Origin of the sequence: Nostoc sp. MS1, from assembly GCF_019976755.1 — a bacterium.
Classification (GTDB): Bacteria; Cyanobacteriota; Cyanobacteriia; order Cyanobacteriales; family Nostocaceae; genus Trichormus.
In genome coordinates, this window is the sequence record NZ_AP023441.1 from 3,779,259 (window position 1) to 3,802,273 (window position 23,015).

Annotated in this window: 26 protein-coding genes and 2 pseudogenes; 13 read left to right on the plus strand and 15 right to left on the minus strand. The window is 39.6% G+C overall.

All coding sequences use genetic code 11. The features are described from left to right. Window positions 1-124: 124 nt before the first annotated feature. Window positions 125-451 (minus strand): STAS domain-containing protein, encoded by a 327-nt coding sequence (locus tag NSMS1_RS16295; RefSeq protein WP_224085612.1) that lies wholly within the window; start codon window positions 449-451, stop codon window positions 125-127. A gap of 468 nt (window positions 452-919) precedes the next feature. Here NSMS1_RS16295 and NSMS1_RS16300 point away from each other — a divergent pair, with 468 nt between their 5' ends. After that, window positions 920-1,126 (plus strand): hypothetical protein, encoded by a 207-nt coding sequence (locus tag NSMS1_RS16300; protein ID WP_067764907.1) that lies wholly within the window; start codon window positions 920-922, stop codon window positions 1,124-1,126. A 210-nt stretch (window positions 1,127-1,336) separates the two neighbouring features. Further along, complete coding sequence (locus NSMS1_RS16305; RefSeq protein ID WP_224085613.1) at window positions 1,337-2,512, plus strand: pyridoxal phosphate-dependent aminotransferase; 1,176 nt, start codon at window positions 1,337-1,339, stop codon at window positions 2,510-2,512. 48 nt (window positions 2,513-2,560) lie between these two features. Here the strand turns inward: NSMS1_RS16305 and NSMS1_RS16310 are convergent, their stop codons facing one another. Further along, complete coding sequence (locus NSMS1_RS16310; RefSeq protein WP_224085614.1) at window positions 2,561-2,932, minus strand: hypothetical protein; 372 nt, start codon at window positions 2,930-2,932, stop codon at window positions 2,561-2,563. A 247-nt stretch (window positions 2,933-3,179) separates the two neighbouring features. Between NSMS1_RS16310 and clpS the strand changes: the two genes are divergently transcribed. Together clpS and NSMS1_RS16320 are read left to right on the plus strand one after the other, a co-directional pair. Continuing rightward, on the plus strand, window positions 3,180-3,461 hold the full coding sequence (clpS, locus tag NSMS1_RS16315; protein WP_224085615.1) for an ATP-dependent Clp protease adapter ClpS: 282 nt from the start codon (window positions 3,180-3,182) through the stop codon (window positions 3,459-3,461). A 71-nt stretch (window positions 3,462-3,532) separates the two neighbouring features. Continuing rightward, the gene (locus tag NSMS1_RS16320; RefSeq protein ID WP_224085616.1) at window positions 3,533-4,363 is read left to right on the plus strand and encodes a CPBP family intramembrane glutamic endopeptidase; all 831 of its coding nucleotides are present in this window, start codon (window positions 3,533-3,535) and stop codon (window positions 4,361-4,363) included. A 9-nt stretch (window positions 4,364-4,372) separates the two neighbouring features. Here NSMS1_RS16320 and NSMS1_RS16325 read toward each other — a convergent pair whose 3' ends face one another. From NSMS1_RS16325 to NSMS1_RS16350, 6 genes and pseudogenes are all read right to left on the minus strand, one after another. Continuing rightward, window positions 4,373-5,269 carry a beta-1,6-N-acetylglucosaminyltransferase gene (locus NSMS1_RS16325; protein WP_224085617.1) on the minus strand — a complete coding sequence of 299 codons (897 nt, stop codon included), beginning with the start codon at window positions 5,267-5,269 and terminating at the stop codon, window positions 4,373-4,375. A gap of 294 nt (window positions 5,270-5,563) precedes the next feature. Beyond that, a pseudogene (locus tag NSMS1_RS16330) lies at window positions 5,564-6,217 on the minus strand (lactate/malate family dehydrogenase); the annotation flags it as partial. 241 nt (window positions 6,218-6,458) lie between these two features. Further along, window positions 6,459-6,671, minus strand: coding sequence for an NAD(P)H-quinone oxidoreductase subunit O (locus NSMS1_RS16335; protein ID WP_224085618.1), 213 nt, complete (start codon window positions 6,669-6,671; stop codon window positions 6,459-6,461). Between the two features lie 132 nt (window positions 6,672-6,803). Beyond that, window positions 6,804-7,640 (minus strand): DNA-formamidopyrimidine glycosylase, encoded by an 837-nt coding sequence (locus NSMS1_RS16340; protein ID WP_224085619.1) that lies wholly within the window; start codon window positions 7,638-7,640, stop codon window positions 6,804-6,806. A gap of 238 nt (window positions 7,641-7,878) precedes the next feature. After that, window positions 7,879-8,094: a photosystem I reaction center subunit IV gene (locus tag NSMS1_RS16345; RefSeq protein WP_067764886.1), complete on the minus strand. Its 216-nt coding sequence runs from the start codon at window positions 8,092-8,094 to the stop codon at window positions 7,879-7,881. A gap of 343 nt (window positions 8,095-8,437) precedes the next feature. Continuing rightward, on the minus strand, window positions 8,438-9,022 hold the full coding sequence (locus tag NSMS1_RS16350) for a PAP/fibrillin family protein (RefSeq protein ID WP_224085620.1): 585 nt from the start codon (window positions 9,020-9,022) through the stop codon (window positions 8,438-8,440). Between the two features lie 242 nt (window positions 9,023-9,264). Between NSMS1_RS16350 and NSMS1_RS16355 the strand changes: the two genes are divergently transcribed. From NSMS1_RS16355 to NSMS1_RS16365, 3 genes are all read left to right on the plus strand, one after another. After that, window positions 9,265-9,501 (plus strand): DUF3134 domain-containing protein, encoded by a 237-nt coding sequence (locus tag NSMS1_RS16355; RefSeq protein ID WP_224085622.1) that lies wholly within the window; start codon window positions 9,265-9,267, stop codon window positions 9,499-9,501. 76 nt (window positions 9,502-9,577) lie between these two features. Beyond that, the gene (mraY, locus tag NSMS1_RS16360; protein ID WP_224085623.1) at window positions 9,578-10,687 is read left to right on the plus strand and encodes a phospho-N-acetylmuramoyl-pentapeptide-transferase; all 1,110 of its coding nucleotides are present in this window, start codon (window positions 9,578-9,580) and stop codon (window positions 10,685-10,687) included. Between the two features lie 163 nt (window positions 10,688-10,850). Then, entirely contained in the window at window positions 10,851-11,288 is a 438-nt protein-coding gene (locus NSMS1_RS16365) for a COG3650 family protein (RefSeq protein WP_224085624.1), read from the plus strand. 294 nt (window positions 11,289-11,582) lie between these two features. On the opposite strand, the gene NSMS1_RS16370 is transcribed toward NSMS1_RS16365, so the two are convergent. Next, entirely contained in the window at window positions 11,583-11,825 is a 243-nt protein-coding gene (locus NSMS1_RS16370; protein ID WP_067764871.1) for a DUF6761 family protein, read from the minus strand. A 534-nt stretch (window positions 11,826-12,359) separates the two neighbouring features. Here NSMS1_RS16370 and NSMS1_RS16375 point away from each other — a divergent pair. Next, the gene (locus NSMS1_RS16375; protein WP_224085625.1) at window positions 12,360-13,130 is read left to right on the plus strand and encodes a response regulator transcription factor; all 771 of its coding nucleotides are present in this window, start codon (window positions 12,360-12,362) and stop codon (window positions 13,128-13,130) included. A 142-nt stretch (window positions 13,131-13,272) separates the two neighbouring features. Here the strand turns inward: NSMS1_RS16375 and NSMS1_RS16380 are convergent, their stop codons facing one another. Together NSMS1_RS16380 and NSMS1_RS16385 are read right to left on the minus strand one after the other, a co-directional pair. Next, on the minus strand, window positions 13,273-14,028 hold the full coding sequence (locus tag NSMS1_RS16380) for an energy-coupling factor ABC transporter ATP-binding protein (protein ID WP_224085626.1): 756 nt from the start codon (window positions 14,026-14,028) through the stop codon (window positions 13,273-13,275). Between the two features lie 100 nt (window positions 14,029-14,128). Next, window positions 14,129-14,689, minus strand: coding sequence for a hypothetical protein (locus NSMS1_RS16385; protein ID WP_224085627.1), 561 nt, complete (start codon window positions 14,687-14,689; stop codon window positions 14,129-14,131). Between the two features lie 118 nt (window positions 14,690-14,807). Between NSMS1_RS16385 and NSMS1_RS16390 the strand changes: the two genes are divergently transcribed. Continuing rightward, window positions 14,808-14,987 (plus strand): DUF433 domain-containing protein, encoded by a 180-nt coding sequence (locus NSMS1_RS16390; protein WP_224085628.1) that lies wholly within the window; start codon window positions 14,808-14,810, stop codon window positions 14,985-14,987. 220 nt (window positions 14,988-15,207) lie between these two features. Next, window positions 15,208-16,119 carry an IS982 family transposase gene (locus tag NSMS1_RS16395; protein WP_224085629.1) on the plus strand — a complete coding sequence of 304 codons (912 nt, stop codon included), beginning with the start codon at window positions 15,208-15,210 and terminating at the stop codon, window positions 16,117-16,119. A gap of 197 nt (window positions 16,120-16,316) precedes the next feature. Here the strand turns inward: NSMS1_RS16395 and NSMS1_RS16400 are convergent, their stop codons facing one another. Further along, window positions 16,317-16,769, minus strand: coding sequence for a DUF4079 domain-containing protein (locus tag NSMS1_RS16400; RefSeq protein ID WP_224085630.1), 453 nt, complete (start codon window positions 16,767-16,769; stop codon window positions 16,317-16,319). A gap of 157 nt (window positions 16,770-16,926) precedes the next feature. Further along, window positions 16,927-17,301 (minus strand): DUF1830 domain-containing protein, encoded by a 375-nt coding sequence (locus tag NSMS1_RS16405; RefSeq protein WP_224095251.1) that lies wholly within the window; start codon window positions 17,299-17,301, stop codon window positions 16,927-16,929. Between the two features lie 517 nt (window positions 17,302-17,818). On the opposite strand from NSMS1_RS16405, the gene NSMS1_RS16410 reads away from it, so the two are divergent. Continuing rightward, window positions 17,819-19,408: a photosystem II high light acclimation radical SAM protein gene (locus NSMS1_RS16410; RefSeq protein ID WP_224085632.1), complete on the plus strand. Its 1,590-nt coding sequence runs from the start codon at window positions 17,819-17,821 to the stop codon at window positions 19,406-19,408. A 155-nt stretch (window positions 19,409-19,563) separates the two neighbouring features. Beyond that, window positions 19,564-19,785 (plus strand): annotated as a pseudogene (locus NSMS1_RS16415) (DUF2809 domain-containing protein); the annotation flags it as partial. Between the two features lie 42 nt (window positions 19,786-19,827). Here NSMS1_RS16415 and NSMS1_RS16420 read toward each other — a convergent pair. Continuing rightward, entirely contained in the window at window positions 19,828-21,330 is a 1,503-nt protein-coding gene (locus tag NSMS1_RS16420) for an IS5 family transposase (RefSeq protein ID WP_224085439.1), read from the minus strand. A gap of 11 nt (window positions 21,331-21,341) precedes the next feature. Here NSMS1_RS16420 and NSMS1_RS16425 point away from each other — a divergent pair, with 11 nt between their 5' ends. Then, window positions 21,342-21,644: a DUF2809 domain-containing protein gene (locus NSMS1_RS16425; RefSeq protein ID WP_224085633.1), complete on the plus strand. Its 303-nt coding sequence runs from the start codon at window positions 21,342-21,344 to the stop codon at window positions 21,642-21,644. Between the two features lie 8 nt (window positions 21,645-21,652). Here NSMS1_RS16425 and NSMS1_RS16430 read toward each other — a convergent pair whose 3' ends face one another. Continuing rightward, the gene (locus NSMS1_RS16430; protein WP_224085634.1) at window positions 21,653-22,879 is read right to left on the minus strand and encodes a PrsW family intramembrane metalloprotease; all 1,227 of its coding nucleotides are present in this window, start codon (window positions 22,877-22,879) and stop codon (window positions 21,653-21,655) included. Window positions 22,880-23,015: the final 136 nt, after the last annotated feature.

The following is a 23,015-nucleotide window of genomic DNA, read 5'->3' on the forward strand; positions in this document are numbered from 1 at the left end:
CCAACATTAGCATTGATTAGCTCTTTCCACAGGGTTTACTCTAGCAACTTAGGACTCCTTTACATAGAGTTGCTCTCAACCCAGAGTTTTTGTTAACATTATGTAACGTATTCTCAGAAAACTTTTATACTAACAACTCTGCTTTGTATTCAAAAATTTCAAACACACAGTCGAGTTGAGTGAGTTCAAAAATAATGCGGATGGCTGGCGAGACAGAGTAAAGTTGGAAACCCTTACCTAAATTTTGAGCTAGTTTTAGCGCAGATACCAAAGCCATTAGTCCAGAACTGTCTAAAGATTCAACATCTGCTAAATCTACAAACAGGCTTGAGACATCCTCCTGTGCCAGAGTAGTAGTTAAGTCTCGTTCAAATTCCAAAGCATTAGTCGCATTCAGGCAACCATAAGGACGGATTACCTGAATTTTGTGACTCTTCAGTACTGCCTGCATATAAAATCCTAATTAGAGTTACTGAATTGTGAAGCTTGAATTTATTTGAACATAAACTTTTTACTCTAGCATCGACCATATGTCCTAACTCTCTTTGCTGAATCTTTATGTTTTCTGTATGTCTGTTTAAAGATTGTCAGAACTTCTCAGGCAAATGTGTTTATATATACTTTTTTTTCATGAAGCTTGAAAAAAAATCATCATAGTAAGCCCCGCAAAGGAAAATTTACTCAAGATTCTGCTGGTAAGTTCTGTTTGTTAGTCAGTACAACTTATTGAAGTATCTTCTTAGAGGCGATTTAGGTGCAGAAGTCGTCATAAATCTTCAGATCAGTTGCGGGTCAATCAGGAACTATCTACCTAGTTTAATTGTGATCTAAATCACAGCTATATCTGTAGTAAGATCACATTTTATACTTAACTCTATCCTAGATAATTTAGTATCACCGAAAGTGGGTTCATACACCTATGAGAACTAGATATGCAATTCGGCAATTAGTAGAAAAGGCACTAGATATTAAAAAGTTAACACCAGAGATAGAAGACGAAATTAATTCTGAGCTAACTGCAATGGGTCACATCTCTGATGTTGATTATGAAGCTCTAGAATTGTTAATGGCAGAGATGGATGCTGGACGTATCCAACTAGTCCCTAGTTTTGGGTTAGGCTTTTAAATCTGCTGAGTTTTGTAGTCTTTTTTCCGTAAAACTTAATTTTTGCAATAATTAGTAACACTAAGCTTAATAAAAATTGATAATTAGCAGCGCATAGCCTTTATTACAAGCAAAGTGTATTTACTAATAAATTGCTTTAGTGATTTAGCTGGCTAGTGTGACGTAAACTGTGCTAATGAGCATCAACTTTTTCATTAGTCACAAGCTACCATGCAGTTTGCTAAACGTTTAGAAAAAATTCCTCCTTATTTGTTTGCGGAAATTAACCGTAAACGGGAAGAGCTGATAGCCCAAGGAGTTGACATTATTAATATAGGAGTAGGTGATCCTGATAAGCCAACTCCTACTCATATCATCCAGGCGTTGCATGAGGCAATTGAAGACCCCTCTACTCATAACTATCCTCCCTATGAAGGGACGCAGGAATTTAGAACAGCAGCCGTTAGGTGGATGGAACGGCGGTTTGGCGTGGCTGACTTAAACCCAAACACAGAAGTTGTTTCATCGATAGGTTCAAAAGAAGCAATACACAATACTTTTCTAGCTTTTGTAGAAGCAGGCGATTACACATTGATACCAGATCCTGGTTATCCGGTGTATCGCACTTCCACAATTTTTGCTGGTGGCGAACCATTCACTATGCCATTAAAGGCAGATAATAAATTTTTACCAGACTTGAATGTAATTCCAGAAGAAATAGCTCGTAAAGCAAAACTATTATGGATTAATTACCCCAACAATCCCACTGGGGCTATAGCAACGATAGAATTTTTTGAGGAATTAGTAGCTTTCTGCCAGCAATATAGTATTTTGTTATGCCATGACCATGCGTATTCAGAAATGGCTTATGATGGCTACAAACCGCCAAGCATTTTACAAATTCCTGGTGCAAAGGATATTGCTATTGAGTTTCACAGTCTGTCTAAATCGTACAATATGACAGGTTGGCGCATTGGCTTTGCCGTTGGTAATGCCCATGCTATCAAGGGATTAAGCCAAGTAAAAACAAATATTGATTCTGGAGTATTTAAAGCAATTCAAAAAGCAGCGATCGCAGCCTACGCCACTGATGAAGTAGAACTAAAAGCTTTAATGTCAGTTTACCAAAATCGCCGTGACATCATTGTTAAAGGATTGCAATCTTTAGGATGGCCTATCGAACCGCCAAAAGCCACGCTTTACGTTTGGGTTCCCGTACCTGCTGGCTATACCTCAACAGAATTTGCAAATTTACTCCTGGATAAATGTGGTATTGTAGTTCCCCCAGGTATTGGCTACGGTGCATCAGGCGAAGGTTATTTTAGAATAGCCCTGACTATCTGTGATGAACGTTTACATGAAGCAATTCAACGAATGCGAGATGCAGGAATTAGATATAGTCATTAGTCAACAGTCCATAGTCATTAGTTATTCTCCCTAACTTTTCCTACTCCCTCATTCCCCATCTCTCCCACTCCCTACTCCCTCCTGATAAGCTTGCCAAACTTGCTGGATAAATTGATGCAGTTGCTGTTTAGCTGCTAAGTCTGGTTCAGATTTTGGTTCCTTAACTAAAATCTGGCTTAGGAGGATGATGACTTCTGTGTCTAGGGCGTGGCGAAATAGTTGTATGGGCCAAAGTAAATCAGAACAATCTCTCAAGTCGGTGATGATGGGCTGTTCTTCGGTGTGAGTAACAAGTAGTAAAGGGCGTACCCAGCAAAGCTGGCGGGAAACTACAACTTGAATGACTTCTGCATATAAATTCTTTTCACCATGCTCTAAAGACACAATTTGTCCTGGTTGGAAGTTGAAACTCATTTCCATAATCATCTAAGGCAGTGGCAAGAATATATAGCTAAAGTGAGGTATTATAGTAAAAATATACTGCAAAACTCTTGTATGTAGTATCTCCGGTAATTCCGTTCTGCCTAGCCTAAGTCATGGCAAGAAATTTTTTCATGCCATCGAGTTTTGATGAAAATGTTATAAAATGAGTAAATAACTGTTAAGCGTTCAGCGATCGCCTAACATTTACATTGTTTTAGAAATTACAAAACCAAGAGCAAAAGCTGTGTCAGTCGAAACCATTGAGAAGCGTTCCACATCCCGCAAGCTCGCGCCTCGGTATCGCGTTTTGCTCCATAATGACAGCCATAATTCTATGGAGTATGTAGTACAAGTACTCATGACCACCGTGCCGAGCCTTACCCAGCCCCAAGCTGTTAGTATTATGATGGAAGCCCATACTAATGGGTTAGCCTTAGTCATTACCTGCGCTCAAGAACACGCAGAGTTTTATTGCGAAACCCTCAAGAATCACGGTTTGAGTAGCACAATAGAACCTGATGAATAATTTATAATTCGTAATTCATAATTAACAATTACCGATCAGTCATAATCTAGATTGCTGACTTGTGACTGAGTATGAAAAACAGACTTGATACTTTAGCCCAGCGTCCTGCTCCAATTAGGCTGGGTTATTTTATTTTCGCATTATTATTATTATGGTTGCCCTTGGCTGCACCGATTTACTTACTAATCGGTGATACTAATTTAGAGAGTATTTTGACAATCGTGCTGCTGTATATAGAGTTTATTTTCCTGCTCAAGCTATGGGGGAAAAACGTTTATCAGCAACCGCAAATACTTTGGCACTACGGCTTACAATTCACACAGCGTAACGGTATAGAAATGCTGTGTGGCTTGGCTATAGGTTTGATTAACATTGTAATTCTATTTGGCATACAAGGTTTATTGGGTTGGTTAATCTGGCAACGGCCAACAGTCTTATTACTTAAAATAATTTTAGAAGGGTTTTTCGTTGGCTTGGGTGTAGGATTTGCAGAAGAATTACTGTTCCGTGGTTGGTTGTTACATGAGTTGGAACGAGACTACAACCCTAGCTTTGCACTGTGGATAGATGCAGTTACATTTGCAGCATTACACTTTATTAAACCATTAGAGGCAATTATGCAAACACTGCCTCAATTTCCAGCTTTGGTGTTGTTGGGGTTAACGCAGGTATGGGGAAAGCGTTGGCGTAAGGGACGTTTGGGCTTACCAATAGGGTTACATGGTGGCTTAGTTTGGGGATACTACATTATTAATGTGGGAGGGTTAATTCAATATACAGGACAAGTTCCTAACTGGGTAACTGGAGTGAATAATAATCCTTTACAGGGTGTCATGGGAGTGGTATTTATGTTTGTTTTGGCATTATGGATGCGAAAGCAGAGTTTAAAAGCACCTTCTTAAATACATCTTTTAAGCAATATGATTTTCTATAAACTTAATCACTTCCTCTGAGTCTGGTGCAAATTTTCTAGCAAAAAGTACTTCACTACATCCAGATATACTTTGTCTATTAATTACATCCTCAAATTTAAAAGATTGTAACAATTCTACAGTTATGTAGTTTGGATGTTCTGAGTCATCCCACTTTGTAAAAGTTAGATTAGGCTTAATCCTTGACATAAAACTTGAATTACCTAATATTGTTTGGAAGAATGATTCATCAGGAATGAAAGCTGTTTGAAAGAATCTGACTACCTTCGGATTCTTTTCAATAAAATCTAAGATATATTGGCAAGCATCTCCAGATAATGCCCACCATTGACCACCTGCGTATGGTTTAAGATCACCTAGAGATTTTTTATAGTTACGCTGCCAATGGAGTACATTATTAATAACGAAATTTAATACCCTTTTAACACCACGTAAAATTTTATTATTAGAGGGAAAGCTAATTCGATATTGATGAAATCTATCCCAACCTTTACGATATTCTTCATGGGGAACTTCTACTAAAGTTATAAACTCTGACCCTTTTTTTCTTTGCAAAAAGTCTTTGATATATTGTGCATTCTTAAGAGGGTAATCGCTACCACTTATTAAAATCAAATACTCAAATTTTTGTTTGCTTAAAGCAGCTTTAATTAAATCTATAGTAGCTTGAACTATAGAAAACTCACCCCAAAAAATGATACTTCTTTCTTTAATAAAAGAGATATTTTCATTGCTGATTTTAGATTGAAAAGGTGATATATCTTGCTTTGCATCTATATGTATAAAAAAATGCGTGTCAGCCCCATCAAGAGCCTTAATCAGCTTCTGTAAATGGCTTGGGTTATTATGTGCCAATATTAAATATGCTAAATTCATTTGGTATGTTAATGGTAAAAATGAATTTTGTAGCTACTTATGGATTTGTTAGTGATATGATAAAAGTCTACTAAATAAATTTTCTCAGTTTAGAATTTAGTTTTTTAGAAATAAATATTAATTTTTCTAAAATAACTTCATAAAACTTATACCATACAAATACTAAAAAAAAATATACCTAAAGTTATATAGCTATAAATCAACAATAAGTATAGGTAGGAAATTGGCTATTGGGTAATCTGAAGTCGTGTTGATTTGAGTTGTCTGATAAATAAATATTCAAAATTTCTATATTCAGCAATGACACAGAGAATGCCATTGTTTAATATTTTTATGTACATATTGAGCCGAGATATACAAAGCTTCTGTTTTAGTCTTATTGAGATTTAATTCTAAAATACTCTCAATGCCTGTTAATCCCAATTTGCAAGGAACACCAATCACTACATGCTTTAAACCATATTCACCTTGCAGATATGCAGCCACAGGTAATAGACGGGACTGATTCAACAAAATGGCTTCTATCATCACACTTGTAGCTGATGCAGGGGCAAAAAATGCACCACTAGTCTGCATTAATTCTACAATTTCAGCACCGCCTTTACGGGTTCTTTCTACCAAGCGTGCGATCGCAGCTACATCTAACAATTCTGTTATAGGGATACCGTTAACTGTAGCATAACGAGATAAAGGAACCATTAAATCTCCGTGGCTTCCTATGACCATCGCCTTGACATCCGCAGGTAACACTCCCAATTCCAAAGCGATAAAAGTCGCAAATCTGGCTGAGTTTAAAACCCCAGCCATACCCATAATGCGGTGACGAGGTAAACCTGTAGCTTGCCAAGCTACATAAGTCATCACATCCAAGGGATTGGTGACTACGATCAAAATAGCATGAGGAGATTAGGCGATCGCTTGCTTTGCTGCTTCGATCTCAATCCTCGATATTTCATTGATTTGGATAATTCACATCAGACGTTAATTCGTAATGGGGTGAGTGGGGTTGAAGCAGAAAAACTCCAGGCTAGTCTTTTCCCCACTCCCAATACGGTTCGGATAAGCATTTTGAACTAATAATTGGTTTAGGGAAAAGGTTAAAGGGTAAGGGTTAAAGGTTTTTTCTTCCCTTTTCCCCTTCGCCTTTCCCCTTTAACCGAACCGTATTGTCCCCACTCCCTACTCCTATTTAAAATGATTCAAGTTGATCCAAACGTAACCAAATATTTGGTGTTGGTACTTGTCCAAACATAACAAGTGCATAATCACCTTTGATATCTACAACTTCACCTTTAGTTTCAAACAAGTAAGCTGGAAAACGAGTATCACTAGCTTTTGCTTCTACACTATTTTCTAGTTTCTCGCGGACAGCGCGAACCATTTCTCCCTTTTTAACTGGCATAAATTCCCCTCTATTTGTTCACATTGCTTTATAGAGGATTTTAGCTTGCAGCCGAGTAAAAAAGTTCAACTTATCTAGGTTTCAGTAGGTATCAATACTTTCAATAGAAACAATCATTTTTCCTCTACACCCCTAACGTTGACAATGTAGGCAAAAATGACTGGATCTTCCACCTAGCTTAATACGTTGAATGACATCGCCACAAACTCTACATGGTTCTCCCGCACGGTTGTACACCCAGGCGACACCACCATAGTTACCGTTAACGCCCTTAACATTCAGGAAATTACTAAAAGTTGTTCCTCCAGCTGCAATGCTGGTTTCTAGGACTTGAATTATAGCTGTTCGCAAAAGTTCTACTTGCTTTGGCTGCACATCTGTACATAGCGTTTCTGGTAACACGCCGCTTTTAAACAGTGCTTCATCAGCGTAGATATTTCCTAACCCCGCCACAACAGACTGATCTAATAATGCTGTTTTGATGGGACGGCGACGATGATGCAGCTTATCCACAAGATATTCAACAGTAAATTCTGGTGAAAAGGGGTCTACAGCAAGTTTACTTAAACCAGTAATCACACTTTCTACAGCCACTCCCGGCGGAACCCACCACATTTGACCGAAAGTTCGCTGGTCAACAAACCGCAATTCCTGCTGATTTTCCAAAAATATTCTTACGCGCGTGTGTTTGTGCAAAGGTTCCGCTTGGTTTAACCAAAGTAATTGACCAGTCATCCTCAGATGTACACCTAGCCAACCGAAGCCAGGAGAAAGTTCAGCCAGGAGATATTTACCGCGACGATGCCAAGTACTAATAGTACTCCCGGTAATACCTTTAATAAATTCACCAACAGAAAAAGGGTGGGCGATGGTGCGATGAAGCAACACATCTCCACCCGTAATTTTTTGGTTCAGGGTTAGTTGATTTAAACCCCGTCGGACTGTTTCAACTTCAGGCAATTCAGGCATTTAAGCTGATTGAGCAAGCAATAGGACTATTTTTGTGGAAATTCAAAGGTAGAAGGGATATAGATACTCTAAATTTTGTTTGCACCACTCAAAAGAATCCGTAAATACTCGCATGGCGGTTTTTAGGCGGTAGAGTAGGCTGGGGTGAAGAATGAAATTATAAATTTTCATACTTCATATCTATATTTGACCCTTCTCTTCATCATCCCATTAAATAATCCCTTTGAAACTGGGCTACTTATTTTTTAGCAGCCTTAGCTTTAGGTGCTTCTACTTCGATTAACTCATCTACCGCAAAGTTGTTGGTGTTGATACCAGCGTAGTTGACCTTATCAAAGCGGACAATTACTGGGTATTTGATGCCACTTTGGTCAACAGAAGCTACAGTTCCGACATCTTGGAACCAGTAGGATTCTGGGCGAAGAACACGTACTTTAGAACCACGTTGAACCATGATTATCTTCCCTTTTAGTTATCAATCGCCGAATATTTAGGGCTATTTGATTTCACTCTACATCTTGTAGGTCGTTACTAGAAGGTTTGTTAAGTTATTTGTCATTGGTGACTGGTCATTAGTCATGAGTCGGTTGTCAGTTTTTCTTCCTGTTCTTCCTTGTCTCTTTCCTAGCCTTGATCCCCGGTCATCAGTCAACCGCCAACTGTCAACCGTTAACAAATGTCTGCCTCTAGTCGCTGTTCTTCCTCACAATCTCGACTTTAATATGGGGTCAGACCCCACTTGACAAAGACCAAATGTTCGCGTAACTTCGTTCGCAACTACATTTTTCAGGAAAAGTTTATGTTTTACTTAAAACAAACACGCTACCCTCGTTACCCCTGCCAATCCGTAAATCGTGATCTATATACGTGATATCTAACCATCCCTTTTGGGTATCACTGTTTATAGGTACATCAATGGCTGTGAATTTTTTACCAGCTTCAATTTGTTGGATAAAATCTTCCGGGGAATTGTACCCAATTAATCGTTGTAAGCCTACAATAGAACGTTGAAATTTTACTTGGACTCGTCGCCCATCAACTGGTTCAAATTTAGCAGCCACGCTAACTAATCCTTCGAGATAAGGTAAGCCGTAAATCTCTGCTATGTTGTACACGCTGGTAGTTTCTACTCGAATACACTGGTAAATTTGTCCCAGTTTAGCTAAAGGCACACGATCTAAGTTCAAAAGAGCTTTACTTGTGGTATAAAGTAATCGCCAATCACCTTCGAGTAAATTGGCGGCTTCTACAGGACGAGGTGTAGGGTTGTGGTCTTCTAATGTAGCGATCGCTGCTAAGATAGACTGTTTCTGTTGTTCATTGGCTAACAAACCGCGATTTGTACCCGCGATCGCATCTAATAAAGCTGATTTTTTCAACATTACCCATTCCCTCAACAATCATCACAATTAAACTCACATTAAATTGATATTAATGCCCTATATATGGAGGTAGAAAATAACTCAGAATGTATTCCTAATTGGTTTATCTTTATTAAAGATTTTATTTTTATCAGCTTACGGATTTATTCCCCTAAGAGTTGAAGAAATAACTAAATTCTCCCGTCTCAAGTGATAGACTGCTTAATGTCTAGTTACAATAAGTTTTTTCTGCATTCATCGATATGTTGAACTCTCCTTTACGTGAAGAACCTCGTAATCAACGTGCTGCTGTCATCCCCCTAAAGCAAGAATCATCTCTATTAGATTGGTTGCAAGCTAATGGTCGCTTAATTGCCCGTGACGTGCATGAGCCTGATTTCTCCGAGGAAGAAGAAGAAATTTCAGAGTTCCTTGGCGGAGAAGATGGAATTGATTACTTGGATGATGATGATGACGAAATCACCATAGACGAAGATTAGTCTTTTGAGACAGGGATTTGTAACACATAATCCTTATAATTCAGTGTATTTAAGTGTGGAGTGAAGGGAAACATTTGTGGACGCTAAACTATCGCCTAATCAAGGATTAAACATTTCTGGAATTGGTCTAGCTTCTTCCTTAGCCGCCGGGTTAAGTATAGTAGCAGTAATTTTAGATTGGCTGGCAAACAGAACACCTTGGCAAAGTACATCTTTAACCTTGCCACTGGTACTGTGTGCTATCACATCAGCTGTGGTAGGTTACTTTGTCATACCTGTACTGCAAGCACTCAAAACAGGACAAATCATCCGCGAAGATGGCCCACAGGCACATCTGAAAAAAGCAGGTACACCCACAATGGGGGGAATATTCTTTATTCCCGTCGCTGTGGTGGCTGCTTGTGTATTATCTAACTTCTCTACAGATGTTCTGGCTGTCTCCGCCCTCACCCTCAGCTATGGGTTAATTGGTTGGATTGACGATTGGCAAATTCTCCGCCGCAAGTCAAACAAGGGTATATCCCCCCGGATGAAACTGGCTTTACAAATCGGTTTCGCGGCAGCCTTCTGTTTATGGTTAATGTTTAATCAACCTATTAATATTACGAGTATTGCTTTACCTTGGGTAAGCTTTGCTATACCTTTGGGTTTCTTATTCTGGCCTTTGGCTGGCTTTGTCCTGGTGGCAGAGAGTAATGCAACTAATTTAACTGACGGTATTGATGGCTTGGCTGGTGGAACTGTAGCGATCGCCTTACTCGCGTTAGGTGCTATAGTTGCTCCCACAGCACCCGGATTAATGATTTTCTGTGCAGCTTTAAGCGGTAGTTGTTTGGGTTTCTTAGCTCATAACCGCAACCCAGCTAGAGTATTTATGGGTGATACCGGTTCTCTTGCCTTGGGCGGTGCTTTAGCGTCTGTGGCTTTGTTAACTAACAGTTTGGTTGCCTTGTTTATCCTCAGTGGTATCTTCTTTGTGGAAACCATGTCTGTCATGGCACAGGTAACTTACTACAAAGCTACTAAAGGCCCCGATGGCAAAGGTAAGCGCCTGTTCAAAATGGCTCCCTTACACCACCACCTAGAATTATCAGGTTGGTCAGAATTGCAAGTAGTGGGTACATTCTACGCGATCGCTGCTATCTTAGCTGCTCTTTGTTTGGCGATCACTTCCGGTGGGGCGTAGCCCATCGCTCCCTTCTAAAGCGTTCATAAATCTAGTAACAAAAAAACAATCCTCTGCATATGTAAAGGGTTGTTTTTTTGTAAGTCCTTAAAAAACGAAAAACATCTTGTGAATGTTGTAGTTAATAAACACTGAACTTACTACTACATTGAATTTACAAGCAATGAAGACAAAAATCTCGTCTATATTTTTAGCTGGAGTTACTGCAACTTTAATGCTCAGTAATCCTAGTAGCGCCAACACAGCCAGCCAATCTTCTAATAGTAATTTCTTAATTTCTCAAGCGAATAATAGAGGTAGTGAAGAATTAATTGTCAATGGTACAGAACCATTTTGGAGCGTAACAATTAGCCGCAAGGGAATAGTTTACTCCACCCCTGAGTCCCGTCAAAACTTTCCTTATGTTGCACCTGTAACAGCATCAGGACGACCAGCAGATGTAGTTAGGGTGTACCGTTTAAGAGGGAGTAATAACATAACCAGCACATTAGTAATCAGAAAAGGCTCCTGTAGTGATGGTATGTCAGATACTAAATACCCTTACTCAGCAGTCTATATTTCAGGCAATAAAGTTTTAGAAGGTTGTGCTAGGGCAAAATAACCTAAATCTTTTGTCATTCAGCGAGGAACATCTGGCTTCTTTCCTTGTAAGCCAGGATGATGATAATCCAAGTTGCTAGTTATGTGAATGTAATTTTGAGATTTAGTAATAGGTCATAGGTAATTGAAAGAAAAAGCTTTACCAATTACCTATTGCCTATCACTGCTTTTTAATAGATAACTAACAATTTACACAAGTACTCCATTTCCCAAAATTTCAGCCATTTTGGCGCTTGACCCTTGCAGATAATGTGTTATGATCATCTGCGTGAATTAAGAAAACTGTCACTATTACTTAGTGGTAGTCGGGCTGTGGCTCTGTCTTCATAAAGTTTGAAGCATCGTACAAGTAGCGGCTAGCTTCCTCCTCTAAACGATGAATCAGATAAGGCTCAATAACGTTACTGTGCCGCAGTGCGGCTAGATAACCATCCAGATACATCCGCATTTCTTCCGTGCGATAACCGCGATTCCACAACTCGACGAAGGCATCGGTGATTCGTTGGTAATAGCGGATTGTTTGTGTGTCTTGGAGCATAACTGCTGATTGATCTCTTTGGAATGAGAATTGTAAATGATTCGGGCTGAAATGTGAAGGGTTATTTCTGCTTCAATTTCAGATGCAATTCTGAGTGGTCACTTTTAATGCTTTCTCCAGCAGCTACAATACAGTTAGATTTTATTCCAGAAAACTGGTTACTAATATCAGTCGTTAGGCTATTTTTATACTTTTTGCAGAAAACCCCTTAACTAAACCGAAAGATACAGCCATCAACTGAATTACAAAAGATTTAGGCAAAGATATTTTGAGAAATTGTTGTTGCTGAAGTTGTGTCAGCACTTTGCTTGATTGTAAGCGAAAATTATTTATTTAAAATAACTTTCAATAACTATAACAAAAATTTAATAAAATTATCAACTAAAGGCTGGGCAACGCATAAACTCAACATTTTGCCAACATAATTTATAAAAAAACGTAAAGGTAAATGCACCTGAAGTAACAAAGGCTACAAAACCTTGAGCATGGGCTTGTTACTTTGAAATTCTATCGACGCTAAGGGGTCTAGCCGCCGTGGGTTCGGTTTGTATTGAAATCGTTGAGGGGAATCCCCATCTGAGGTCGTTGCTGGGTTGGCACTTGCAACAATTGGAATATCGTGTCCATCAAGCTGCCAGCATATATCAAGCAAGAGAAGCCTTTTTGAGTCATCAGCCAACTCTAGTCATTCTAGATGCTGATTTACCGGATGGTGACGGTATTGAATTTTGCCGTTGGCTGCATCGTCAGCAACAGCCGTTAATTCTCATGTTATCTGCCCGTACAAATGAGGCGGATATCGTTGCTGGATTAAAAGCGGGGGCTGATGATTACTTGAGTAAACCTTTTGGGATGCAGGAGTTCTTGGCCAGAGTAGAAGCATTAATTCGCCGTAATCGTACACCTAGCGCACCTGCTTATCTAGATTATGGAACTTTGCAAATTGATCTAGTCCAGCGCCGTGTAAGATTCCAAGGAGAGTTTATTGACCTCACTCCACAGGAATTTAGTTTACTGTACGTTTTGGCGCAAGCTGGGGGTGTACCCTTAAGTCGGTCTGAATTGCTGCGTCGTGCTTGGCCTGATGCCATCGACAATCCGCGTACCATTGACACCCATGTCTTATCGTTACGCAAGAAAGTAGAGCTTGATCCTCGCCAGCCTAGCCTCATTCAAACTATCCGTAATGTTGGATATCGATTTAACATGGAAATTTTGAATGCTAATCTTCCCCAAACACAAGTAAAGTTAACAAAAGAGAGATTTAGCAATCAACGCTCAACGTTGAGTGGGCAGAGGGTGTAGAGGCTTAGGAGACAAGGAAGATGAGGGAGTAGGGGGAGATGAGGGAGAAAGATATTTGCATTTTTCACTCAGCACGCTGCTTACCGCTCCACTTCCGCTAACATAACTCAGCACTAGTGACTATGGACTAATGACTAATGACTTAGTTCCATTCCTCATTGGCTTGGTTTTGGGCGTGCATCAGCCTTTGTTGCAAGTCTAGCCAGTCAATTTCAGCAGGTGTTTGATTTACTAATAAACATCCTTGGTGTAAATATAAAAGCCGATTACAAAACATCTTGGCTAGTTCTAGCTGACTGTTGACCATCACAACTGTTGTTTGATGAGTTTGAGTTAGCTGGGTTAGGGCTTGGATGAGATGGGAGGCTATACCAATATCTAAATTAGAGGTTGGCTCATCCAACATGAGAATTTTCGGTTGAATGACTAAAGCACGAGCGATCGCTACGAGCTGTTTTTGTCCTACCGAAAGTTGTAATTCGGTGCGTCCCAACCAATCATTAGGAATTTGCAGTTGTTCTGTCCAATGACTGACTCGCTGGTGAATTGTTTCTTTGGACAAACCACGCAAAACTAAAGGATAAGCCAACGCTTGCTGGACTGTCATCCCCAGCAGTTTTGGTTCCTGTAATACCAGTGTCACCACCTGGCGTAACTGAGTTACCGGGATTTGGTGATACTCTTGGTTTTCTAAAAAAATTTTACCGCTAGTAGGTTCAGCTAGACGGTTTATTAAACGTAGCAGGGAAGTCTTACCAGCCCCAGAGGGGCCGATAATGGCAGTGCGATCGCCTAGATTAACCTCAAAAGAGATATCCCGTAATATGGGGTATCCCTGAAGCTGGGTTTTGAGCTTGGCATACAGATTAACTTGTTCTAGCCGTAATAGAGGTGTCATTTGTTATTAGTCATTAGTCATTAGTCCATAGTTAATTTAAAAGGAAGAGGTAAAGGAGTGAAGTTCTTTCACCTTTGACCTTTTCCCTACCCCCTAGTTCCTAATTGCTAATTCCTATTGCTGTGGCGATCGTCCAAGCATCAATTAAAAGTAATAATCCTGTACAACCTAATAAAATCAAATACATCCACGGCTGCGCCAAAGGGCGAACATCTGTGGTGTCTATTCCCGTTTTGGTTTGCACGATATTAACTAAACGGGCAAATCCAGCTACCCGCATCGGCAGCAAATAAGCTTTACCATCATGACTGAGAAAATAATAAACCAGCCCTCCTTGGCCAGTAGAGCGGGGCTTAATCTGTTTTACCTCTTTCCAAGGTAAAGACCAACCTTTGCGGAAAAATTTAGGAACCCAACCTGGGTAAGTCACTTGTATTCCTTGCTCATCTACAACGACTCGTTCTGTCAGCACTGCATACAAGCCAACAAAACCGATGCTAATTCCCACCCATAACAAAGTAGGTGGTGTAGGTGCTTTTGTCACCTGGGCTAAGAAAGGTAAGGGAACTGTCAGTGCTATGTACAGACTTAACAGGGTAATGCGAATTAAGGGAGATAAGCGAAAAACTGAAGTTGAATTATCGACTAAATTTGCTGTCACGGCTGAATTATGCTGATGGGCTTTTAAATTTAGTCTAACTGGGAAGTGAAGAATAGGGAGTGGCGATCGCTCATGTTGGGATCGGCTTTATATTGAATTAAATAGAGTCAGTAGTGTTATGACCAATTCACCTACCCTTGTCGAAAAATATATTGAACAACGAAATCAAGGTTATTGGATTAAGGGTAGCCGTATCTCTCTTGATTCAGTGGTTTATGCGTTTTTAAATGGCGACTCTCCTGAAAGTATTGTCCAAAACTTTCCTCTACTTTCTCTAGAAAAAGTTTATGGGGCGTAGGCGTAGCCCGTCGTAGACATCGCCTTTTATCTTGCCAACAGGGAGCTAGTTGATGCTTATTTAACGTGAGTTCGATGAGAGAAGAAAGCCAGAAAGCTAGTATAAAAAGGAATTGGCGAACAAGGAAATCAAAGAACAGTAAAATTTATGGCAAGAGGGTGAAAAAAACATAAAAAAGACCGAGACTAAAAAATATCATTACAAAATCAGGGTCTCGGCTATGTCTACTATTGTATCTCGCCTCGATATTACACAAGTATTCTGTGATGTAGATGATTTCTGTAAACAGTGGGAACAGTTATGGCAAGTGATCCCACAGCTACCATCGATAACAGGAGAACGTCGTAGTCGCTCAAGGATGAGCATATCGGAAGTGATGACAATAGTCATTGCCTTTCATGGTAGTGGATATCGAACATTTAAGGAATTTTATACATTGCACGTACTACCTGGTTGGCGTGGGGCATTTCCCAACTTGGTGAGCTACAACAGATTTGTAGAATTGATGCCGTGGTGCTTAATGCTGTTGTGCTGCTTTTTGCATACAAGGACAGGAGAAATTACGGGAATTAGTTTTATTGATTCAACGCCTATTAATGTGTGCCATAATTGCCGCGCCCATGCACATAAAGTATTTAAAGGATTAGTAAATTGGGGCAAAAACTCGGTCGGTTGGCACTTCGGATTCAAACTTCATTTGATAATTAATGACCAAGGTGAATTGTTGGCATTTAAATTAACTTCTGCCAACGTAGATGACCGCAAGCCAGTGCCAGAAATGACTGAGGATTTGATTGGCAAACTGTTTGGTGACCGAGGATATGTTTCACAAAAATTATTTGAAGAGTTATACGAACGAGGTTTAGAGCTAATTACTAAATCCAAGAAAAACATGAAAAATCGCTTGGTCAAGTTGCTTGATAAAATTTTGTTACGTAAACGAGCAGTCATTGAATCAGTGAATGACCATCTCAAAAATATTTGTCAAATAGAACACTCTCGACATCGTAGTCCACTTAACTTTTTGGTTAATTTAATGGCAGGCTTGGCAGCTTATACTTATTTGCCTAAAAAACCATCTATTGATATTTATCCAAAAGACTTGCCTGCTCTACCTCCTGCCATTTTTTAGCTCCGTCGAACTCACGTTTATTTAAAAGAAGGTGAGGCAGAGTTTGAAAAATTACAATTCCTTAAGAGATAAAAATCCCAGCCTCTATCAAAAATTGAAAGCTGCCCAAGTACAGAAACAAAGCTAATTATGACAGTAGTTCGATTTCAAGGCGACGCTGACCTTAAGCAAGCAAGATTAGAGATCGCTTAATCTCCTCATGGTAAATACTTTTGTACTACACTCCAACCAGTGAGCGATACCCAAGCAAAACCTGTAAACAAAATTATATTCAAGGTGATATGTAAAGACCTAGCCCAAGGTTTTCCAGCACTAATTTGTGTGGCGCTGAAAGCAGATAACAGAACCAAGGCGACTACAATGATTCCTGCCCACAAATGCGAGGAATGACCTAAAGAGCCAAAATGTCCCAAAGTGCCAACAATCCCAATTGCCAACAGCAGCAAGACTAAACTCACCATGCTGATACCCATGACCAAGTGTAGGGTGATCAGTTGGGAACGCGATACTAAAAAACCAGAAATAGACAGAGAATTTCTCATCCGCCACATCAAAAAGCCAGTGAGTGATAGCAGCAAATAAGCCATGAGCGACAACCCCATCGACCACGCCGCTATTTTCCACAACCAAATAAATGAAGGTAGGTGCATAAATATTTATTGTAGTGGGAGTGGGGAGAGATGTAGCTTGCTTCTCGTAGAGTGGGAGAAAGGGAAAACTGTGGACTATGGACTGTGGACTAATGACTAAATAAACAAAAAGGTTGCTGGAGTCAGCAACCTTTAATTTTTGGAAAACATTGTTTTTTTATTCAACGGATGCTAGATGAGCAACTGTTAAAGGTTTTGTATTATTTGTTTGCGAAATTGATTTTGTACTAATAGGGTCTGTCACTACGCTATCTGTATTAAATTCACTGTTGCTAGGCTCGTCCATGAGCAGGCGATCGCACGGAATGGTATCTGACAAAATTGCACTTGCCATCATACCTGTATGGATTTCCATTTGCCCCTCAATGGGAGCTTCAAACACGAGGCGTTGTCCAGGAAAGACCACCCTTTCAAAGTACCAATTAGGAATATTGGTGATGCGAGCGACCTGGATTTTGCTCGTGGCATTAACGTAGCAGCAGAGAACTTTTCCCGATTGCTCAGGTGGTAGAGGGTCTAATATTTGAGCCATAACTGCGGAGGAGCTTGTTGCCACAATTTTACATTACACTTGCAAAGTTAACACCTGCTGATCCCCATCTGCTGTAACTCCGACTACCAACTGAAAATTTCTACGTTATTTATATCTAAAGTTATGTTCAAGTTATGAATTTTTCATACAAAAAATTGCTGTACTGGAAATTTTACAGTAACAAATAATTTTTTCAAATTTTTTACCTATATTAATTAAGAATTTCTGTTTTTGAACAAGTCAGGGATCAACCTTAATGCTGATTAATTTGCTGGAACTCTGAGAAAATTTCTCATCTTATCTATTTTTAGACTTAGCCGCAGGGATCATCGCTTAAGTAATAAACTCAATGTTATGGTAAAGATATATGAATTTTTTCTTCATAAAACCAATCTATATTTCTTTGCAGCCAAGCCCTGTTTTTTATCAAGAATCTGGTGAAATGTCAAGCAAGCTTGCCATCAACCTTTCAAATTAACTCATACTTGGCAATTGAATTTCCCCGGTACACGGCAAGATGGAAGTTAAAACACCCACGATGGAAAATAGAATCCTCTATGTTCGCCTTCCTTGTAACCCCATCTTTCCTATTGGGGTTGTTTACCTGAGCGATCATGTCCATAAGATTTTTCCTCATATCGAACAACGTATTTTCGATTTAGGAACCGTCCCACCCTTAGATTACGCTTCCGCCTTAGATAGTTGTATAGACGAATTTAAACCCACATTATTGGTATTTTCTTGGCGGGATATTCAAATCTATGCTCCTGTTGGTGGGCGTGGCGGTAATCCTCTGCAAAATGCTTTTGAATTTTACTACGCCAAGAACCCGCTAATAAAATTACGTGGCGCTCTGGGTGGTTTACGCATCTTCATTGCCTACTATGTGGAGTTATGGCGTAACCTGGGACTGATTAAACGTGGTTTAAAACGTGCTGCCAAATATCATCCTCAAGCCCGTGCGGTTGTGGGTGGTGGTGCTGTTAGCGTATTTTACGAACAACTGGGTAAAAGCTTGCCTAATGGCACTATTATTTCCGTTGGTGAAGGCGAAACTTTACTTGAGAAATTTTTAGGTGGTAAAGAGTTCCAGGATGAACGCTGTTATGTTGTGGGAGAAGCGAAACCACGCCAGCGCCTTATTCACGAACAACCAACGCCACTGGAAAAAACTGCTTGTAACTACGACTATATCGAAAGCATCTGGCCGGAGTTTAACTACTACTTACAAGAAGAAGATTTTTACATCGGAGTGCAAACCAAGCGTGGTTGTCCTCACAACTGTTGTTACTGCGTCTATACCGTTGTGGAAGGTAAACAGGTACGCATTAACCCAGCCGATGAAGTCGTAGCGGAAATTCGCCAACTATATAATCGTGGGATTCGCAACTTCTGGTTTACCGATGCCCAGTTTATCCCCGCGCGGAAGTTTATTGATGATGCTGTCGAACTGTTACAAAAAATTGTCGATTCTGGCATGACAGATATTCATTGGGCAGCATACATCAGAGCCGACAACCTCACACCAGAATTATGTGAGTTGATGGCGAAAACTGGGATGAACTATTTTGAAATCGGCATCACCAGTGGTTCTCAAGAACTTGTCCGCAAAATGCGGATGGGTTACAACTTGCGGACTGTGTTGCAAAACTGTCGTGATTTAAAAGCGGCTGGTTTTAACGATTTGGTTTCCGTCAATTACTCCTTTAACGTCATTGACGAACGTCCCGAAACTATCCGCCAAACTATCGCCTACCACCGCGAACTAGAAAAAATCTTTGGTGCTGATAAAGTCGAACCTGCGATTTTCTTTATTGGGTTACAGCCACACACCCATCTAGAAGAATATGCTTTAAAAGAAGGTATCCTCAAACCAGGATACAATCCCATGAGTTTGATGCCGTGGACGGCTAAAAAACTTCTATGGAACCCTGAACCCCTTGGTTCCTTCTTTGGTGAAGTCTGCTTGCAAGCTTGGCAACAAAATCCCAATGACTTCGGACGGGAAGTGATGAACATCCTAGAGGAAAAACTGGGATGTGCTGATTTAGAAGAAGCACTATCCGCACCAATTGAGTCAAAAGGTAAAGAATTGGTGGGGGTTTGAGTCAAAAGAATTAAATGATGCGTAATTTATAGTTAAGTATAAATTACGCATTTTTTATATAAAAATATAAAAGCGATCGCCATTTACATCAATAGTGGACAGTTTGTGGTGTTACGGCTTAAAATCATTGGTCTCTCTGTATCAGGAGACATAACTTGCCACTACTGACGGATATTCGCTGGCGAACCATTATTTCTATAGCTATTATTCTCCCCATTGGACTTTTATACAGCCAATATCGGTTTTCTGTTTCTTGGTTAAACCAAGAAGTAGGAGGAATTTTTTATGAAATATTTTGGTGCTTGTTCGCCTTCCTATTTCTTCCTACTCGCCGCGCAGTTTGGCAAATTCCTTTATGGGTATTAATTAGGGCTTGCTGAAAAAGTCATTTCAAAGGAAGAGAAAAATTGATTAAGTAGTCAGTCCAGAAAAAAGATAAGTTTTTGTTGTTTAAGGTTTAATGAAATATCAGTTTCGATAATAGAAGAAGTAAAAAAAGACTCAGTTTTGAAAAATAGGCAAAAAAATACACAAAAAAGCCGTAATAGCAGAGTAGAAAGATTCATAACTAAAAAAGTTATGGCAATAGCGGTGAAAGAAGTATGAGGAAGTTTAGCCATAACTCTACCAAGGCTAAATCTTCGTTTACCTTGTCCAAACTTGCCCTCAATACAATTACGAATCCTTTCGTCATAAGCGGCTTGTTTCTTCTTTTCAGGGCTGACATTTTGGGGGGGTCTACCTAGTGGTGGGCCACTAATTCTAATTCCCCTTTCTTGACACCAAGCTCGATTCTCCCTCGTCCGATAAATCTTATCAACATGAACTGATTCAGGATAATATCCGGTGTAGTTTTTGTATGCTTCTACTTGTGATTTTAAGTCTCCTGATTCGTTAAAGTTGTCCCAACTAATATGGTCTAAAAATACATAGCCATCATAGTAACTAGCTGAAAACTTAGCCCCAAACTCTACTGTTCTCCCGGCTTTACCTCGGATAATCGGACGAATGTGTGGTTGGTTTAAACTGACAATGCGGTCTTGTATACTAATTTTTTGATTTTCATATAACCATAACTGTTGACGATAAACTTCTGCTACTACTAGCAACATCTTATATTGACTGTTGCTCAGTTTTAATAGTGACGCACCTAAATTTATTAGCTGCTGAATATGAGTTAAATTTCTGTTGATATATTGCAGTTGCTTTCTGATAGCTTTCCTTCTTTCTTTAACTGTTGGTTTTCTTTTCTTGGCTACTGCTAAATAATCCTTTCTTGCTTTGTTTCTGTAGGTTCTTGGTTTGTTGATATTTCTTACTAATAAGGACTTATATAATGTATCTATGATTGTTTCTGTTTGCTTTCTGGCTTGATTTAATAATCCTAAATCTGTCGGATAACTTATGTCTGCTGGCGCACAACTAGCATCTAATATTAATTTTCCTCTATTGGCTGGCTTACTTTTTGAATCCTCGACCTCTGGCTTTTTTGCTCTTACTTCTACCTCCTGTTTATTTTCTAACATCTTCCTGACTATTTCTTGATTGATTTTATTGACTAATTCTATATCTATCCTTTCTCTAAAATGAACTAGCATTGACGGGTCAAATGCAGATTCATTACTATATGCTGACATTCCTATAAAGTATTGCAGATACGGGTTCTCCCGAATTTGTTCTACTGTCTCTCTGTCACTTATTCCTAATTTTTCTTTAATTATTAATGCTCCCAACGCCATTCTAAATGTTTTGGCTGGCGCTCCCATTCTTGCTGAAAATATTTCTGCGTACTCTGCTTCAAATTTTGACCAAGGTATCATGTTCGCCATGATTACCCATCGGTTATCTGACGCTAGTTTTCCCCCAAAGGGTAGTTCAAAGTTTTCTGCTGCTTTTTCTTGCTTTTGCGCTCTTCGATACATTTTAACGCAACTTGCTACAAGGATTTTTACTTATCTTACCCTTTTTCTTTTCACCTTATTTTTCTTTCCTGACCCTGAAACTCTTCATTCTGCTATCTTTCGCCCTTATTCAGCCAGCCCTAATTATCACTTGCTTATTAGAATTTCTGCAATTGTGGCAGCCACCCTTTCTGCTTTGGGTGCGTTCATCATGGGCGGGAAGGATGGTATTTGGTAATGTTTTTAGTTGGGTCGATTTCCCCTATTATTTCGTTGGTAGTGGCTTAGGATGGCTGTGGTTAAGGCTGATAATTCGTGGGGCAAAATTAAGATAATTTTGTGATTACCTGTCCTGTGTTATCTCTGGTGGTAAAGCTGGTCTTCCTAATTCCGCTTGCTGCATTTCTGCTACCATTTGTTGACTACGACGCAAATATGCGACAAATAACAGAATTGTAAAACCGATAATGACAAGACCAAGCACACTATCACTAAATGTATTGTAAGAACCGTGTAACACCGCAGCCAAAGTCACACCTATAAACATAATTGGTAGTTGCCTTGAACGGTTAATTGCTGCTAGTCCGAGAAAATAGCCGACGATTCCGGCTAAGATGGCGTGAAATAATGGCAGTGAGACAAAGCGAATGGTATTTGCCAGAATATATGAACCAAAGCCAGATTGACCTCTAGCTAGGTTAAAAGCATATAGGATGGAGTAAGAGCTACCTTCAGCGATCGCAAATCCTAATCCTGACATAGCCCCATAAAAAGCCCCTGTCAGTGGTTCATTTAATTTCCTGGGACGCAACAGAAATAAATATACAGGTAAAGCTTTACATATCTCCTCCAATACTCCCACACCCAAGATAAAACCAATTAACTGTGGAATAATCCCTAAATTCGATTCCGCCGCCGCGTAAAGTAGTTGGAACAGGGGGAATCTTTGAATTAACAATAGTAAAGGGATACCAACAATAGCTGTAAAGAAAACACACTTCAGCGTCTCTTGCCATGAAAACCAAGTAGGTTTAATCAAGTTGTATAAAACTACGCCCCAAATACTGGCGTAGTAGATACCCAATATCCAAGCCGTTTGCTCAAGATTTGCTGGATTAGCTACTAAGCCAATCACTAAAGGGAATAGTCCGAAAAATAACAATAACTTTACCGTATTACTACTATATAGTTCGGAACTAAACACATCTTTATAAGGAACGACGGAAGTGAATTTAAACGTCCTTAGAGTGGCTAAAAACGTTGCTGTTTCCGCTTGCTGCTTTACCAGTAGAAATGTTTCTTCCCAGTCAGGGAAAGGTTCATCAGTCCTACGACCGTAAACTCGGACAGTATTAATTAATCTAGGTTGCCAAGTTGAAAGTTCTTGGCGTATAAATGCCATAGATGAGGCTTTATCAGGAACCTGCTCAGATTCCAAGATTAATTGTAAACAACCGTCATCAATACTAGCTTTGGCAGTCACACCCTGCGGTTGAAAATAAAGGTTCATCAACGAGGCGATCGCATTTACATCGCCTTGTTTGGCAAGTTGTAAATAGTCATTGGTCATTGGTCATTAGTTATTAGTCGACAGTCAACCTATCCATTACCTTAGTTTTAACTGCGATCGCAATTTACAGGGTAAATTTTTATATAGAAGCACATAGAACATATGTAGCGGTGGGTTGACAAATATCGACGATGAT

Excerpts from the sequence above, each read along its gene's own strand:
- NSMS1_RS16295 (WP_224085612.1), bottom strand. The coding sequence starts at position 451 with ATGCAGGCAGTACTGAAGAGTCACAAAATTCAGGTAATCCGTCCTTAT.
- NSMS1_RS16300 (WP_067764907.1), top strand. The coding sequence starts at position 920 with ATGAGAACTAGATATGCAATTCGGCAATTAGTAGAAAAGGCACTAGAT.
- NSMS1_RS16305 (WP_224085613.1), top strand. The coding sequence starts at position 1,337 with ATGCAGTTTGCTAAACGTTTAGAAAAAATTCCTCCTTATTTGTTTGCG.
- NSMS1_RS16310 (WP_224085614.1), bottom strand. The coding sequence starts at position 2,932 with ATGGAAATGAGTTTCAACTTCCAACCAGGACAAATTGTGTCTTTAGAG.
- NSMS1_RS16320 (WP_224085616.1), top strand. The coding sequence starts at position 3,533 with ATGAAAAACAGACTTGATACTTTAGCCCAGCGTCCTGCTCCAATTAGG.
- NSMS1_RS16325 (WP_224085617.1), bottom strand. The coding sequence starts at position 5,269 with ATGAATTTAGCATATTTAATATTGGCACATAATAACCCAAGCCATTTA.
- NSMS1_RS16335 (WP_224085618.1), bottom strand. The coding sequence starts at position 6,671 with ATGCCAGTTAAAAAGGGAGAAATGGTTCGCGCTGTCCGCGAGAAACTA.
- NSMS1_RS16340 (WP_224085619.1), bottom strand. The coding sequence starts at position 7,640 with ATGCCTGAATTGCCTGAAGTTGAAACAGTCCGACGGGGTTTAAATCAA.
- NSMS1_RS16345 (WP_067764886.1), bottom strand. The coding sequence starts at position 8,094 with ATGGTTCAACGTGGTTCTAAAGTACGTGTTCTTCGCCCAGAATCCTAC.
- NSMS1_RS16350 (WP_224085620.1), bottom strand. The coding sequence starts at position 9,022 with ATGTTGAAAAAATCAGCTTTATTAGATGCGATCGCGGGTACAAATCGC.
- NSMS1_RS16355 (WP_224085622.1), top strand. The coding sequence starts at position 9,265 with ATGTTGAACTCTCCTTTACGTGAAGAACCTCGTAATCAACGTGCTGCT.
- NSMS1_RS16365 (WP_224085624.1), top strand. The coding sequence starts at position 10,851 with ATGAAGACAAAAATCTCGTCTATATTTTTAGCTGGAGTTACTGCAACT.
- NSMS1_RS16370 (WP_067764871.1), bottom strand. The coding sequence starts at position 11,825 with ATGCTCCAAGACACACAAACAATCCGCTATTACCAACGAATCACCGAT.
- NSMS1_RS16380 (WP_224085626.1), bottom strand. The coding sequence starts at position 14,028 with ATGACACCTCTATTACGGCTAGAACAAGTTAATCTGTATGCCAAGCTC.
- NSMS1_RS16390 (WP_224085628.1), top strand. The coding sequence starts at position 14,808 with ATGACCAATTCACCTACCCTTGTCGAAAAATATATTGAACAACGAAAT.
- NSMS1_RS16395 (WP_224085629.1), top strand. The coding sequence starts at position 15,208 with ATGTCTACTATTGTATCTCGCCTCGATATTACACAAGTATTCTGTGAT.
- NSMS1_RS16400 (WP_224085630.1), bottom strand. The coding sequence starts at position 16,769 with ATGCACCTACCTTCATTTATTTGGTTGTGGAAAATAGCGGCGTGGTCG.
- NSMS1_RS16405 (WP_224095251.1), bottom strand. The coding sequence starts at position 17,301 with ATGGCTCAAATATTAGACCCTCTACCACCTGAGCAATCGGGAAAAGTT.
- NSMS1_RS16410 (WP_224085632.1), top strand. The coding sequence starts at position 17,819 with ATGGAAGTTAAAACACCCACGATGGAAAATAGAATCCTCTATGTTCGC.
- NSMS1_RS16420 (WP_224085439.1), bottom strand. The coding sequence starts at position 21,330 with ATGTATCGAAGAGCGCAAAAGCAAGAAAAAGCAGCAGAAAACTTTGAA.
- NSMS1_RS16430 (WP_224085634.1), bottom strand. The coding sequence starts at position 22,879 with ATGACCAATGACTATTTACAACTTGCCAAACAAGGCGATGTAAATGCG.